The 15,883-nt window shown below is 51.1% G+C and carries 9 protein-coding genes; 6 read left to right on the top strand and 3 right to left on the bottom strand.

Going from position 1 to position 15,883, the window contains the following annotated elements:
* Positions 1–9: 9 nt before the first annotated feature.
* Positions 10–1,329, bottom strand: coding sequence for a pitrilysin family protein (locus HMPREF1640_RS04945; protein ID WP_036893016.1), 1,320 nt, complete (start codon positions 1,327–1,329; stop codon positions 10–12).
* 81 nt (positions 1,330–1,410) lie between these two features.
* Here HMPREF1640_RS04945 and HMPREF1640_RS04940 point away from each other — a divergent pair, with 81 nt between their 5' ends.
* On the top strand, positions 1,411–2,343 hold the full coding sequence (locus HMPREF1640_RS04940; protein WP_036893015.1) for a PfkB family carbohydrate kinase: 933 nt from the start codon (positions 1,411–1,413) through the stop codon (positions 2,341–2,343).
* Positions 2,344–3,033: 690 nt separating this feature from the next.
* Here the strand turns inward: HMPREF1640_RS04940 and HMPREF1640_RS04925 are convergent.
* Positions 3,034–4,173: a TlpA disulfide reductase family protein gene (locus HMPREF1640_RS04925; RefSeq protein ID WP_036892911.1), complete on the bottom strand. Its 1,140-nt coding sequence runs from the start codon at positions 4,171–4,173 to the stop codon at positions 3,034–3,036.
* 90 nt (positions 4,174–4,263) lie between these two features.
* Positions 4,264–6,186 carry a DEAD/DEAH box helicase gene (locus HMPREF1640_RS04920; RefSeq protein ID WP_036892910.1) on the bottom strand — a complete coding sequence of 641 codons (1,923 nt, stop codon included), beginning with the start codon at positions 6,184–6,186 and terminating at the stop codon, positions 4,264–4,266.
* A gap of 480 nt (positions 6,187–6,666) precedes the next feature.
* Here HMPREF1640_RS04920 and HMPREF1640_RS04915 point away from each other — a divergent pair, with 480 nt between their 5' ends.
* From HMPREF1640_RS04915 to HMPREF1640_RS04895, 5 genes are all read left to right on the top strand, one after another.
* A complete protein-coding gene (locus HMPREF1640_RS04915) occupies positions 6,667–7,305 on the top strand; it encodes a hypothetical protein (RefSeq protein ID WP_036892909.1) in 639 nt (212 codons plus the stop codon).
* 264 nt (positions 7,306–7,569) lie between these two features.
* Entirely contained in the window at positions 7,570–8,799 is a 1,230-nt protein-coding gene (locus HMPREF1640_RS04910) for a nucleoside recognition domain-containing protein (RefSeq protein WP_036892908.1), read from the top strand.
* Positions 8,800–8,837: 38 nt separating this feature from the next.
* On the top strand, positions 8,838–10,352 hold the full coding sequence (locus HMPREF1640_RS04905; RefSeq protein WP_036892907.1) for a lipopolysaccharide biosynthesis protein: 1,515 nt from the start codon (positions 8,838–8,840) through the stop codon (positions 10,350–10,352).
* A gap of 227 nt (positions 10,353–10,579) precedes the next feature.
* Positions 10,580–13,753, top strand: a complete 3,174-nt coding sequence (locus HMPREF1640_RS04900) for a TonB-dependent receptor (RefSeq protein WP_036892906.1) — start codon at positions 10,580–10,582, stop codon at positions 13,751–13,753.
* A gap of 21 nt (positions 13,754–13,774) precedes the next feature.
* Positions 13,775–15,688 carry a RagB/SusD family nutrient uptake outer membrane protein gene (locus HMPREF1640_RS04895; protein WP_036892905.1) on the top strand — a complete coding sequence of 638 codons (1,914 nt, stop codon included), beginning with the start codon at positions 13,775–13,777 and terminating at the stop codon, positions 15,686–15,688.
* Positions 15,689–15,883: the final 195 nt, after the last annotated feature.

The raw sequence follows: 15,883 nt of genomic DNA, 5'->3' as shown, positions 1-15,883 counted from the left end.
GCCAGTTCTTTATTTGTATATGAGTGTGGTTAGGCGCGATTCGTTAAAAATATCGTTGGCCACCTCGTGCAGGTTGTCTGCCGTCAGCTCGTCAATGTTTTTATAGAGCTGGTTGATGTCTTTCTCCCAACCATAGTGCAGGAAACTCTTGCCAAAGTCGAGCGCGAAGCTCTCCCTGTTGTCGCAGGCCACGCCTATTTGCCCTTTCAATTGTTTCTTGGCAGCGTTGAGGCGGGTGGGGCTGATGGGGTTTTGCATAAAGCCGTCAAGCTCTCTTCGCACCAATCGCAGGCATCTGTCAACGTCGTGCGGGTCGCATCCAAAATAGGTGCACCACACGCCCGTGTCGCCATAGCTTACCATGGAGCTTTCCACTGTGTACACCAACCCGTGATGCTCGCGTAGTATGAGGTTCAGGCGCGTGTTCATGCCTGGGCCTCCTATCATGTTGTTGAGCAAGTAAAGGGCCATGCGGCGACGGTCATAGATATCGTAAGCCCTGCTCCCAACCATCACATGGGCTTGATGCGTGCCTTTGCGCACTATTGTTTTTTGTCCTGCCAACTTGTCGAGCCACACGTGCTTGTCGCCGTCATGCGCATCGTTGCCGATGTCTTGGATGCCGCCGCAGCCTGTGTGCAGGCCCTTGTCTTTTTCTGGGCTCGCGTCATCCGCGCGCGCTTTCGGGCCAGCCGTCTCGACCATCTTGGCCTGATGTACGGCGCACAACTTGTTGATGATCCTTTTGAAAGACAAATCTCCGTATACAAAGAAAACGCTGTTGCGTGGCTTGTAAAACCTGTTGGTAAACTCGTGCGCCTTTTTGGTGTCAAAGCCCCGCACGTTGGTGGTCGTGCCTAATATGGCGTGCCCCAATGGATGCCCGTCGAAGACGAGATTTTCAAACTCGTCATATATCAGTTCTGAGGGCGTGTCGTTGTAGCTTTCAATCTCGTCGCATATCACCTCTACCTCTTTGTCTATTTCGCCCTGTGGATAGGTGGAGTGAAACACGATGTCGGTCAGGATATCTATGGCCCTTGATATATCTTGCTTGAGCACCGCGGCATGGTAGGTGGTGTCCTCCTTGGTGGTGAAAGCGTTGAGGTCTCCGCCCACGCTCTCCAAGCAGTTCAGCACGTTCCAAGACCTACGCCGCTCTGTACCCTTGAATGTGGCGTGCTCGCAGAAGTGTGCCAATCCCTCCTCGCCCGGCCTCTCGTTTCTCGAGCCGGCGCGTATGCAGTATCCGCAATAGACCACAGGTGAGGATGATGGCATATGGATGACCCTTAGCCCATTGCTAAGCGTTGCTGTGTTATATTTCATATCAAGCGCAAAAATAGCCAATTTTGTTTTGATATGCGCTTGTTTTTTCGGATATTTGCAAAAGAAATGCAAAGTGAACCCATGCGAAAAGTAATAGGATTAGGCGAGACAGTCTATGATATTGTATTTAAAAACGCGCAGCCCATCGCCGCGTTTCCAGGTGGATCCACGTTCAACGCCATGGTTTCCCTTGGACGGTCGGGCGTGAACTGTATGTTTATTGGCGAGGCCGGAGACGACAGGGTGGGGCGCGACACCGTCGATTTCTTGACACGGAATGATGTGGACGCCCACAATGTGAGTGTTTTCCAAGACGCCAAATCGCCTGTGTCATTGGCGTTTCTCAATGAGCGGGGCGACGCTGATTATCTCTTTTACAAAAATCATCCTAACGACAGGCTTGAGCTTCCCACTCTCAACATACAGCCCGACGACATTGTCCTGATAGGCTCTTTTTATGCCGTGAACCCCGTGATACGCCCACAGGTGCAGGCGCTGCTCGACGAGGCGCGTGCCAATGGGGCCATCATCTATTATGATGTTAACTTTCGCCGTTCCCACCAACATGAGCTTATGAGGGTCACGCCCAACTTGTTGGACAATTTTGGTTACGCTGACATAGTGCGTGGCAGCAGTGACGATTTTGTCAATTTATACAAAACAGACGACGCTGATAAGATATACAGGTCTGAAATATCATTTTATTGCAAACGCTTCATTTGCACTCGCGGCGCCGACCAAGTGGAATTGCGGGCCGAAAACGGTTTGGCGCGCAGCTATCCAGTGCCGCAAGGAGAGGTGTTAAGCACTATTGGCGCGGGTGATAACTTCAACGCAGGTTTTATCTATGAGATGATAAGACAGGGAGTAACCCATGAACAGATGGAGCGTGGGCTTGCTGTCGATGTGTGGGACAAGCTTGTTAAGGGCGCGTTGGAGTTTTCGGCGGACAGCTGTCGGCACTATTACAACTACGTTTCCACGGCGTTTGGAGAGGGAAAAAAAGTTTTGTAATTCACGATTCACAGTTTTCCATGCGCGATTTGGCTTGCGCCGTGGCGCGTTGAAAACCGTGAATTACTTTTTGTTTATTTCGAAATTCCTTGACAAAGCTACGTTCATATTTCGCGTATTTGCAAGTCGTTGGCACTTTGTTCGCAAATACGCCCAAATTTTGGCACTTTGGCAATTGCTTGTAAAACAGTGTTTTGTGGATTTTCCGGTGTAAAGGCAATCAAAATTCTTTTTTTTGAATGTGCGAATGGGTATTAATGGGATTGCGATCAAGGCCCAATCACGCTTCGAATGGGCTTTAAACGCGTTGCGTTTAGCGCTCTCTCGTATGGTGATTGGGTGTTATACGCACGGTGGAATTGATTTACGCGCTCGAAAATCACGATTTTGTCGCCATTGGGATGGTTGTCTTGAAGAGTGGTTTGCCGTTTTGGATGGCTAAAAGCGATGGTTTGCAGGTGCTGTTTCTCGTGATTATGATTTTACATTTTTGGCTTTATGACAATGTGAGAGACGCGCTGTTTTACGCCCTTTTGCCAACGGTCGTCGCGTTCTCGCGAGTGAGTTTCATGCTTATTTGGCATGAGGCGTCATGGTGATAAAAAGAAAAAAAGGAGACAAGCGCCCTTGATGAGCGTTTGTCTCCTGCATGGTTAGGGGTTGAAAGGTTTGGGCCGCGAGGCCGTGGGTTTACTTGCCAAAGGTGTCATCGAGAAAAGTGTAGAAGGCTGGGTCCTCCCCCACGTATGTTTTCACGATTTTTCCGTCGGGTCCCACGAGTATCTTGGTTGGAAAACCGCGCACGCCATACTTCTCCAGCAGTTTGCTGTCGCGCGTGTTATAGACGTGCAACCAAGGCAGGGCGTGGTCTTTCACGGCCTTTCTCCATTTCTCCTCGCGGTCGTTGCAGTCTACGCCCAAAATCTCAAACTTGCCTTTGTATTTCTCGTAGTATTTTTTCATCTCCGGGAAACCCTTGATGCACCAGCCGCACCAACTGCCCCAAAAGTCGAGCACCACGTATTTGCCGCGTAGCGACGACAGCGCCAACGGTTTGCCGTTGATGTCGTTCAGGGTGAAGTCGGGGGCCGTCACGCCGGCCGCTTGTTTTTTTGCGGCCTCGGCCTCGGCCTTGGCTTGGTTTTCCATCTCGCTGATGACGCTTTGGTATATGGGTTTCATCCGCCCGTCGCGCACGGATGGCGAGAGCAGCTTGACAGCTTCTTTCATGTCGTCCAACTGTTCCAATCTGGGGATGATGGCGGCGCAAGCCTCATAGTTGGGGTGCTCCTTGATGAAGGCCATGATGCCATCGAGCATTTGTTTCTTCAAAGCCGGGGCCTTGGCTTGGTACTCGTTCATCAACGCCTCACGCGGCTCGCCGGCCTGCATGCGACTGTTCAGTCCGCTCACGAAGTCGTTGAGCGGCTTGGACGCGGCCTCCATGGCACGGTCGGCCTCGTTGAACTCGTTGTAGAATTTAGACCCCGAGAAGTAGTAAGACTTGGTGAGGTCGCCGCTGAGTTCTGCCGTTTCGCCCGGCACGGCGACAGCTTGGAACCCCACTCTCTCCTCGTGTCGAAGAGTGGCTGGGGTGTAGGCGTAGAGATTGGTGGGCCCGGCCACGCTGACGGTGAAATCAAATTTGCCGTCCTTGACGGCCACCGTGTCTTTGGCTTGGGTTCCGCCTTGTGTGGCATACATCACGATGAGGCTGTCTTTCAGCCCCTTTACATCGCCCTTGAATCGCACGTTCCCATTGTCGGCACTTGCCATTGAGGGCATCATGGCTGTCGCCATGAGCGCCAATGCATAAATAGTCTTTCTCATATAGTGTTTTTTAATTGATGGTGGCGGTATTTGTTCGTAAAGGTACGCATACTTTGCTAAAGTGATGGCCGATGTTAAGAATTAATAACTTTATTGTTTCTTTTTGGGTCTTCTCCGCGCCCATCCCTCCTCACTGAAGTCCGGTTCCTCGCCTTTGAGCTTGAAAGGCGCGCCCTGCATGAGGCTTTTCCAGTCGTCGCGACCACGTCTGCCCCCCTTGTCAAAATCTTGCGGCTCTTCGCGATAGGCGTTGCCACGCTGGCCCCGGCGCGCCGCGCGCCCTCCTTTGTCCGCGTACCGGGAGCCTCTCGCGTTGTTTCGGCCGCCGCGGTCGCCTCGTCTCGCGGTCGCCTTGTTGGCGCCTTCTTGCCCGTTGCCATGAGCGATGGCGCAACGTACCTCGCGCCCATGGTAGCGCGTGCCATTGAGCGACTCGGCCACATAGGCCGCGTCGCGCTCGGGCACCTCCACGTAGCACGATTTCTGTAGCAAGTCTATGTGTCCCACCTCTTGTTTGCCCTCTATGTGCTGGTTGATGTATTGCATGATCTCGCCGGGATAGAAGCCGTCTTTCTTGCCCATGTTGATGGCCAGGCGGCTGTATCCAGTCTCCGCGCCTCTCCGCTTGCCCCGTCGGTTGTCGGCCTTGCCGCCAGCGCCATCCTCTTTTTTGCCGCGCTTGGCGGATGGCTTCTCTATTGCCGGCGCGTTTTTGTAGTAGTCGAGAAAACGGCCAAATGTCACCGTGATCATCTTCTTGATGATGTCCTCCTTGTCAATATATTCAAACTGTCGGTATATCTCCGTCACGTAGGGCGCGATTTGTTCCTCGTCCACGTCGGTCTTCATGATATTGTTCATCACCTTGTAGAGTTGCTTCTTGCAGATCTCTTCGGGTGCCGGCAGCTCGCCGTCTACAAACTCCTTGCCTATGATTTTCTCTATGGCGCGCACTTTGTGTTTCTCGCGCGTGTGAATGATGGCGATGGATGTGCCTTTCTTTCCGGCTCGCCCCGTGCGCCCCGAACGGTGTGTGTAGCTCTCGATGTCGTCGGGCAAGCCGTAGTTGATGACATGCGTCAGGTCGTCAACGTCGAGGCCGCGGGCTGCCACGTCGGTGGCCACAAGCAGTTGGGTGATATGCTTCCTGAACTTTTGCATGGTCAAGTCGCGCTGTTGCTGCGAGAGGTCGCCATGTAGCGACTCGGCGTTGTAGCCGTCTTTGATGAGCTTGTCGGCCACCTCTTGAGTCTCAACCTTGGTGCGACAGAATATGATGCCGTAGATATTGGGGTAGAAATCCACCACGCGCTTGAGCGCCAAGTATTTGTCTTTGGCGTTCACCATGTAGTATATGTGGTTCACGTTCTCCGCTCCCTCGTTGCGAGAGCCTACCACAATCTCCTTGTAGTCGTTGAGGTAGCTTTTGGCTATCTTCTCTATCTCGCGGCTCATGGTGGCCGAGAAGAGCAGCGTGTTGCGGTCGCGGGGCACGCCCTCGAATATGGTGTTGATGCTTTCGGTAAAGCCCATGTTGAGCATTTCGTCGGCTTCGTCCAGCACCACGTTGTTCACGCGCTCGAGTTTGGCCACGCCACGTTTCATCAAGTCTATGAGCCTGCCCGGCGTGGCCACTATAATTTGCACGCCGTGGCGCAACGACCGTATCTGCGTCTCGATGGACGAGCCGCCGTACACGGGCAAGATGTGCATGCCGTCTATGTATTTGGCGAAAGCGTTGAGGTCGTCGGCTATTTGCAAGCACAACTCGCGGGTGGGGCTCAGGATGAGCGCTTGTGTCTCGCGAAGATTGGGGTCGGTGCGCTGTAACAACGGTATGCCAAAGGCTGCGGTCTTTCCGGTGCCGGTCTGCGCCAACGCGATAACGTCATTTCCTTGAGCTAATAAATACGGGATAACTTCTTCTTGAACTGGCATGGGGTTTACAAAGCCCAGTTCGTCAATGGCGCGGCGAATCTCTTCGCTTACGCCTAACTCTTCAAATGTTTTCAAAAATGTAATGTTTAATAATGTAACCGTAGGGACTTCTTGACAACGCCCTACCGTTATTCCTTGTCCCTTTGAACGCCACAAAGTTACGATAATAAAGTGACGGATGAGTGCCAATCGCATATTTTTGCAGTTTTTTTTATGTTTATTAGGTTTTTGCGACGTTCTTTTTGTCTTGGACCTCATTTGCAAGACGAGTTAAAATGATAGCGGAAGAAACGTCTTGACGCTGGCATACACGTCTTGACGCTACGTTTTTCAGACCGAGAAAGCTCTTCCCGGTGTGCTTTGGGACATGGCAAGTTTGGTTATAAATGGCATATTTATGATTTTTTTGCAAGTGGAATCGCTATTTTTTATTATTATTTTCATATCTTTGCGCCACAATTTTTTTTTGTGGTCGCAAACGGCTCGCAATGTGATATGTGAATTGTTGTGGTCACTTCATTAAATAATCAATTAAAAATAAAAAGAAAAAAAACAATGATGAGAATCTTTCACAAAATTCCCATGTTATTGATTGTGCTATGTGCGCAGGTGAATATGACGATGGCCCAAGAAGCCAAACCTGAGGTTGTGCCAGATGTTTGGGGCACTTATGAGGGTGAGGCCACCATGGAGTTGTACGACCGCATGACCGATACCAAGACTCCAAATGGCAAGAAACAAATGGTCATAGAGATAAGCAAGGGCGAGCGTCAGTTCACGGTTTTAACCTTAAAAGACGTTACAATCGGTCAATATGAGTTCGCGTCAGTTCCTTTCAAGGGTTGCTACCTGTTGCCTAATAACAACAAATGGCATGTAGAGGCATACGACAATCTTTATGACGAGGTGGCTACCAAGGACAAACAGCACACGGTATGGCTCTCGGGCAGTGTTGACGAGAAAGAGAGTTGGGTGGATAAGGAAGGCAATTTGGAACTTAGTTTTTTCTTGTCTTTTAAGGATGACTCACATATACAATATGTATTCAAGGGAAAAAAGAAATCAAGGCCCACGGGTATCGACCATGTGAACGCATACAAGAAAACACCAGAGGTGTTCGATTTGCAGGGGCGTCGCGTGAGCAAGATAGGCAAAGGCGTGTATATCGTGAATGGCAAGAAAGTGGTGTTTTGATACATCGATACGCCGTATGAACGGCGATACTGTCGGCGAGGGGTGGCTACGAGGCTGTCCCTCGCTTGTTTTTATGTCATGTCAAAATGTCGTGTGTTTCTTGTTGTGTGCCAATGGCGTGAGGACGAGACGACGAAACGCGGCGCGAGAGGGGTGAAAGCGGCTTAAAAGCGTTGCTCGCCGATATTCTTTTCAAAGTTTTGTGGGTTTTCGAAACGATTTTTTTGCTGTAAAATATAAATAGTGGTAACTTTGCCACTACGTATGGTACTGAATTATATTTGGATAGGTTTTTTCCTTGTGGCCTTTGTCTTCGGAGCCTTTCAGCTCTGCATGGGCGACGCCACTGTTTTCCAGAAGATAGTGGGCTCCACGTTTGACACGTCCAAAACTGCGTTCGAGATTTCGCTCGGCCTTACCGGGGTGCTCGCCCTGTGGCTTGGGATTATGAAGATAGGCGAGCGCGCCGGCGTGGTGAGCGCGCTCGCCAAGGCACTCAGCCCGGTGTTCACGAAGCTCTTTCCGGACATTCCGCGAAACCATCCGGCCATGGGATCAATCTTCATGAACATAGCCTCCAACATGCTTGGGCTTGACAACGCCGCTACTCCAACGGGGCTGAAGGCCATGCAACAAATGCAGGAATTGAACCCCAAGAAAGACACGGCGACCAACCCAATGATAATGTTTTTGGTGCTCAACACCTCCGGGCTGACCATCATTCCAACCACCATTCTTGCTTTTCGCGCCTCGTACGGCGCGGAGACGCCTACCGATGTCTTCATACCCATACTCTTGGCCACCACCGTGGCCACCCTCGCGGGTATCGTGATAACGGCTGCTTGGCAGCGCATCAATATTTTCCAACCCGCGCTTTTGGCCACGATGGGTGGGTTGGTGACGTTTGTCGGGCTGGTGATTTGGGGCTTCTCGCGGATGGATAAAGACACCATGGACACTGTAACGGGCGTGGCCGGCAATCTCATCTTGTTCGGGATTATCATTGTTTTCATTCTCGCCGGTCTTTTTAAAAAGGTGAATGTGTACGAGGCTTTTATCGAAGGGGCTAAAGAGGGTTTCTCCACAGCTGTCCGGATCATTCCCTATCTTGTTGCCATATTGGTGGCCGTGGGCGTGTTTCGGGCCTCGGGAGCTATGAATATGCTCATTGATGGCATAGCGCAGGTGGTGCGAGGTTGTGGCCTTGACGCGGATTTCGTGGGCGCGTTGCCCACCGCACTGATGAAACCTCTGTCCGGAAGCGGGGCCCGGGGGCTCATGCTCGAGGCCATGAAAAACTATGGTCCTGATAGTTTTGTGGGGCGGTTGAGCTGCATATTCCAAGGTAGCACCGACACCACGTTCTATATTCTCGCCGTCTATTTTGGCAGCGTGAGTGTTAAATACACCCGCCATGCGGTGGCTTGTGGCCTGCTTGCCGACCTTGTCGGTGTCTTGGCGGCCATTGGCGTCGCCTATATATTCTTCGAATAAGTGTCCGCTCGTGGACTTGTAGCAATTGTTTCAGCATTATGGCAAACTTGAAATCACTCGTAAAAGACACCGCCATCTATGGTATCAGCAGCATAGCCGGCCGGTTTGTGAACTATCTTTTGGTGCCCATCCAGACCGCCGCGTGGGCCGCGTCGGGTGGACAATACGGCGTAGTGACCAACGTTTACGCTTACACGGCGTTGTTGTTGGTCATCCTTACCTATGGCATGGAAACGTCATTTTTCAGGTTTGCCAACAAGACAGAGGAGAATCCGCGCGTCGTCTACACCACCTCGCTCATAGCGGTGGGCTTCACTTCGCTGCTCTTCATATCCTTGGTGTTGATTTTTCTTGGTCCCATCGCTACATTCATGGGCTATCCATCACACCCCGATTGGGTGGCGGTGATGTTTATATGCGTGGCGATAGACGCGTTCAAATGTATCCCATTCGCCTTTCTGCGATACAACAAACGCCCGGTAAAGTTCGCCGTTATCCAGTTGGCTAACGTTCTTTTGAATGTCCTTCTCAATATCACATACCTGTTTTTGCTGCCTGCCTTACGCGTCAATCCATTCGGATTGTACGATGAGCGTTTCACCTTGGACGTGGGCATGGTGTTCTATATCAATTTGGTTTGCACCGCATTGGTCACTCTCATGTTTTGGAAGGAGCTGTTCACTTTCCGTTATCGTTTAGACTGGGGGTTGCTCAAGCGAATGCTTCGCTATGCTTGGCCGCTGCTCATTCTTGGCATTGCCGGCATTTTGAACCAGACTTTCGACAAGATTGTGTTTCCTTTCCTCTATCGTGGGGCAGATGCCAAGGCAGAGTTGAGTGTGTATGGAGCCACCGTCAAGATTGCCATGATCATGGCCATGATAACCCAAGCCTTCCGTTACGCCTACGAGCCTTTCGTCTTTGGCAAGGCCAAGGCCAAGGATAACCGTGACACTTACGCCAAGGCCATGAAGTATTTTGTTATTTTTACGCTTTTGGCCTTCCTCTTGGTAATGGGTTATATGGATGTCCTTAGATACATCATACCCAACCATGACTATTGGTCCGGATTGCGCGTGGTGCCGATTGTGATGGCCGCCGAGATTATGATGGGTGTGTATTTCAACCTTTCGTTTTGGTACAAGCTCATTGACAAAACCATCTGGGGGGCTTATTTCAGCGGCGCTGGCTGCTTGGTTCTCATAGCTGTCAACGTCATTTTTGTGCCCCAATACAGCTATATGGCATGCGCGTGGGGTGGTTTTGCCGGCTACGGCACGGCCATGACGCTGAGCTATTTGGTAGGCCAGCGGTACTATCCCATCAGCTATCCGCTCAAGGATATATTCGCCTACGTGGCCCTTGCCGTCGTGCTTACCGTATGCATGACGCTCGCCAATAATCATTTGCCAGTCTTGTGGGCCATCGTCACGAACACGATATTGGTGTTAGTCTTTCTTTTTTATCTTGTCAAGAAAGACTTGTCGCTCTCCTCCTTGCCGGTTGTCGGCAAACTGTTCGCGCGCCATCAAGGTCCGGGCAAGACTGCTTGATATTATAACAAAACAGTTCCAAATACGCCAAATTGAGCCAAACGCATGCGTTTGGCTCAATTTTTCTATCTTTTGAACGAATAGTTGCAGCGTTCCTCGGGTTATCAGGGTACATTTGCCAATGTGTTTACCTAACGGCTTTATGTGTTAAAAGAACATGTAGTCATACGTTCACACGGATAGAAACATTAAACATTCTAATTTATAAACCTTTAATTCACAAGCAAATGAAAAGCAACCATGGTCACGGACCAAGGCTATTCGTGATGTCATTAGCTTTGTTAGCAGCAAATCTAACGGCAACTGAGGCCAAGGCTTTGGGCGATATTTCGTCGGGAGTCACAAGCGTGCGACAAGTTACCCAAACCGCACAAGACAACAAAAGAGACATTAAGGGATTTATTGGCGATGAGAATGGCGAGCCCATCATTGGCGCCACGGTAAGGGAACATGGCTCTGCCAACGCTGCCATCACCAACGCAGAGGGAACGTTTGTCATCAAAGCCTCGCCCAACGCTGTCTTGGACGTGGCCTACATAGACTACCAAGACAAAGAGATTAGGCTCAAAGGTCGCACCTTTGTGTCCATATCGATGATTCCCGCGCACAAAGACCTGAAAGAAGTGGTGGTTGTCGGTTTTGGCAAACAGAAGAAAGAATCGTTGGTCGGGGCTGTGCAAGCTGTTAATCCAGACGACTTGAAGATGACTTCAAGCAGCCTTACCACCTCGTTCGCGGGCAACGTGCCCGGCATCATAGCCCGACAAGCAAGTGGAGAGCCCGGTTATGATCACGCCGAGTTCTATATAAGGGGTATCTCCACCTTTGGCGCGAACAAGGCTCCGCTTATCATTCTCGATGGTGTTGAGATTAGTCCCACCATGCTCAACAATATCCCGCCAGAGTCAATCGAGTCTTTCTCGGTGCTCAAGGATGCCACCGCCACATCTTTATATGGCTCGCGTGGCGCCAATGGTGTTATTATCGTGAACACCAAACAGGGCGAGCTGTCCGAGAAAATGCAAGTGAAGGTGCGTTTGGACAACACTTTTTCCTCTCCAACGATGATACAGTCCATGGCCGACGGACCCACTTACATGGAAATGTTCAACGAAGCTGCCTACAACGAGGCTAAGGCTGTGGGCAACGCTTACACTCCTTATTATAGCGAGGAGCGCATTGCCAAGACTCGCGAGGGAGCCAATCCATACCTGTTCCCGAACAACGACTGGTATGGTATGTTGTTCAAAAAGATGACCATGAACCAGAACTTGAACCTCAATGTCAGGGGTGGTAGCAAGATATTGACCTATTTTCTCAATGCGGGCATCTTCTACGAGAACGGTATCATACGCCAACCCAAAGAGGCGCAAGCGTTGGATGTGAGCATGCGAAGCCGCAAGTACTTGTTCCAAAGCAACGTCACGGCCCGTCTTACGCGCACCACAAAGATTGGCCTGAACATGAACACGCAACTGTTCTACTATCACGCGCCGAAAGAACCGGTCAATCGATTGTTCTATTACACCATGACCGTGTCGCCTGTTAGCTTTCCACCTGTGCTTCCCGCGCAGAATGGCGACATGTTCGTGCGATACGGACTGAACGCTCGCCAAGGCGTAGGTGGCTTGCAAACCAACCCATACGCCCGGCTGAGTTCTGGCTATACTGACCGCAACTACGTGTATTCCACGACAGCGTTCAATATAGACCAAGACTTGGACTTTGTCACTCCCGGACTCAAGGCGAGCGGTTTGGTATCATTCTACAATTACAGTTTCAACTGGCTTGACCATTGGAACGTGCCCTTTTATTACAAAGTGGCTGATGATTACACCGTGGACGAGAACGGACAATACCATTTCGACACCACCTCCATTGGAGAACCCGGGCAACCTTACCTGCAATCCAACTCTGGCAGAGACCCCACCACGACCGTATGGTCTATGCAAGGCAAGGTGGACTATCAAAGAATGTTTGGCAAGCACGACGTGAACGCCACTTTGGTGTACCATATGAAAGAGACCAAAAAGGTCAAGAATGGCGGTGGAGAATACGATTTGCTGCCTTATCGAGAGCAGGGCTTGGCCGGCAGGTTGGCTTATAACTATGGCCATCGCTACCTGTTGGAGGCCACGTTCGGCTACAACGGCTCGGAAAACTTTATGAGTGGCCAGCGCTTTGGGTTCTTCCCGGCCGTCGCCGCGGGCTGGACCATCTCCAACGAGGCGTTCTTCAAACCTGTCAAAGCCTATGTACACAACTTGAAGATACGCGGCTCGTATGGCCTTGTGGGAAACGACGCTCTGCAAAACCGTTTCCCATACATCACCACGGTGGACATGTTGTCCAATGGTGGTTGGTGGATAGGCAACAACTATGATAACATCAAAGTGCCCAATATCACCACTTATGGCAACACGTTGGCCACATGGGAGAAATCGAAGAAGCTCAATGTGGGCGTGGATATGAGCCTGATGGGCTGCTTGGACATCACATTTGACTATTTCAACGAGTCGCGCACGGGTATCTTCATGCAGAGAAACGCTGTGATTTCCATGTTGGGCTTCGGCAAGAACAAACCTTGGGCCAATATCGGAGCGGTGCAAAACGAGGGTTTTGACATGAGCCTGGCCTACACCAAAGTGTTCAACAGGGATTTCACCGTCAAGGCAAACGGTAGCCTGACATACGCCCACAATGAGATGACCGACGTGGACGAGCCGCAAAACGTGTCTTCTTACTACTCCCGTTTGGGTCACCCTATCAACAGTATACGCGGCTTTGTGGCCGAGGGCTTGTTCACCTCGCAAGAGGAAATAGACCAAGCGCCCAAGCAAGAGCTTAGCGCGTATACCGTGGGCGACATCAAATACAAGGACCTCAACAATGACAACAAGATAGACCAAAACGACGTGACTACCATCGGATACCCTGAGTTGCCGGAGATAATCTATGGTTTTGGCGCCACCGTCACTTACAAGAAGTGGGACGTGTCGATGATGTTTCAAGGAGCGGCGCGCGTGAGCCTGATGATGAGAGACATCCATCCCTTCGTTGACAAGGAGGGCGACGGACTGGGTATAGCCCAGTATATCGTGAAAAACCACTGGTCAGAGGCCAACAACAACGCCAACGCGGCCTATCCGCGCCTGTCCCAATCGTTTGTGAACAACAACGTGGTGCCAAGCACTTTCTACCTGCGAGACGGCAGCTACTTACGCCTCAAGACCATGGAGGTGGGCTTCACGCCTACCAAGTGGATGCGCGTTTATGTGGCGGGGACCAACCTTCTCACCTTCTCGAAGTTCAAGACGTGGGATCCCGAGATGGGAAGCGGTAACGGTTTGAGTTACCCATTGCAGCGAACCGTCAAGGTTGGCGTACAGTTTCATTATTAATAGCGACAAAAATACATAACGATGAATACCAAATCATACATCAAAATAGCGTTAGCCACCGTTTTGGCGGGAACGCTGTCGGCATGCGACTTTCTCGATGTGGTGCCCACAGGAAACGCCACCGAGGCCGATATTTACAAGACACAAACCCAAGCGGAGCGTATGGTGGTGGGCTGTTATAGCGAGATACCCGACATCATGCAGCCACAAAAGGGCTTCCCCGGCTTGATGGGGTCAGACGAAATGGTGGTGGGCCACCGAGGAACGACACGATGGTTCCACTACAAAAGCCTTATGAACGGCGACGAGTCGTCGTCCAACACCTACTTCGCGATGTGGAGCAACACGGCTGACCATTACCCCACGGACGCCCAAAAGAAAGACATTTGGGGCGCCATTCGCAAGTGTTACAATGTGTTGAACAACCTTGACAAGGTGCCCGACATCACCAATGAGAACAAAAACATGTGGAAAGGAGAGGCCCTTTTCCTCATAGGCTATTATCATCAGTTGTTGTTGGAGTATTACGGCCCGATATTCTTGGCCAAGGAGGAGTACTCGCAGAATGCTGAAAACGGGCAGATGCGCGTGCCATACGATGAGTGCGTGAACTTTATCGCTGAGAAATACGACGAGGCCGCCAAGCTGCTTCCCGCTGTTCGTACCAATGGCGAGAAGAATAGGGCCACTTCGGCCACCGCGCTCGGATTCAAGGCGCGCTTGCTTTTGTACGCCGCGTCGCCCTTGGTAAATGGTAACGCGGAGTTTTACGCCGATTTCAAAAACCCGGATGGCAAACCGTTGATGAACCTGACGTACGACCGGGAGAAGTGGAAGAAGGCCATGGACGCCGCCGAGGATGCCATCAAGCTGTGCGAGGCGAATGGCTACAAGCTGTACGGTGGCAGCACAAGCGACATGTTGCAGGGTGGCAAAAACTATCACGAGGCTTTCGTTGGCCCAAAGACGGGTAACTTTAACAACTGGGACGAGATACTCTTCGGTTTAGCCAACCAAGATGAAATAAAATATTGCATCAAGAATTTCGCGCCGCGCATAGGCTTCAACAAGTATAGTCGCGATGGGTTCAGGGGATACGTGTTCCCCACATGGAGTTGCGTGACCCGATACTTTACATTAAAAGGTTTGCCATGGGAAGACGACCCGGACACGAAGAACCTTCGCCCCACGGACTTGGTGCCCTCTCCTTTCTTTCCTAAAGAGCAGACATCTGCCTACAATGCGTACAGAGAGCCGAGGTTCTATGCCTCTGTCGGTTTCGACCGTGGACCGTTTGAGGTCAACAACGGCGTGACGATGCTGAAGTGTCGCAGGGGTGAGCCTCAACAGGAAGATGGCATAAAGGGCAACGAGTATCAAAGCGACAATGGCTATTACTGCCAAAAATGGGTCTCGTCCAAAGACACTTACAACCCCAGAAACAAGCAGTTCACGTACAACAAGTGGGTTTTCCCTTATATGCGTTTGGCCGAGTTGTACCTGAGTTACGTGGAAGCCGATTTTGAATATAACCATAAGTTGAGCGCCAAGAGCTTGGAATATCTCAACAAGGTGCGCACGCGCAGCGGGCTTCCCACGTTCCAAAAGTCGTGGAGCTACGCCGGAGGCATACCTACCGACGAGGCTAAGCTACGGCAGGTGATACACGACGAGCGGTCCAACGAATTGGCTATGGAGGGTCGTCGTTTCCATGACATTCGTCGATGGAAGATACTTGAGAAGGTGTTGAGGCCCAAGGAAAAAGCGTGGAATACAGCTGGCAAAAGCGCCAAAGACTATTATCGCCTCACCGACATGAACGATGGAGCGTATGTCAACCGCTCTACCATCGTGGCTCCCAAGTGCTACTGGCTTGCCATTCCTATCGACCAGATACAGATAGACCCCAACTTGGTGCAAAATCCGGGCTATTAATCAATCGCTGGCAAATAGGCGCTCAAGGCCAATCGCCATCAAGCTCGCGCCTGTCTTTTTAGAGAGAATACCGCCTTGAAAAAAGAGCGAGACGCGCTTGGCTATCGACATAGCGCGGCCCAATCGCAAAAAAACTGTACGAGGATGGTGGCAAAGCTAAGCGGAAACCATACAGGGGCAAAACGCATGCTTTAA

The sequence above is a fragment of the Prevotella sp. S7-1-8 genome (assembly GCF_000758925.1).
Classification (GTDB): Bacteria; Bacteroidota; Bacteroidia; order Bacteroidales; family Bacteroidaceae; genus Prevotella.
Note: the sequence above shows the minus strand (reverse complement) of the source record. Positions and strands in the feature narration are given on the sequence as shown.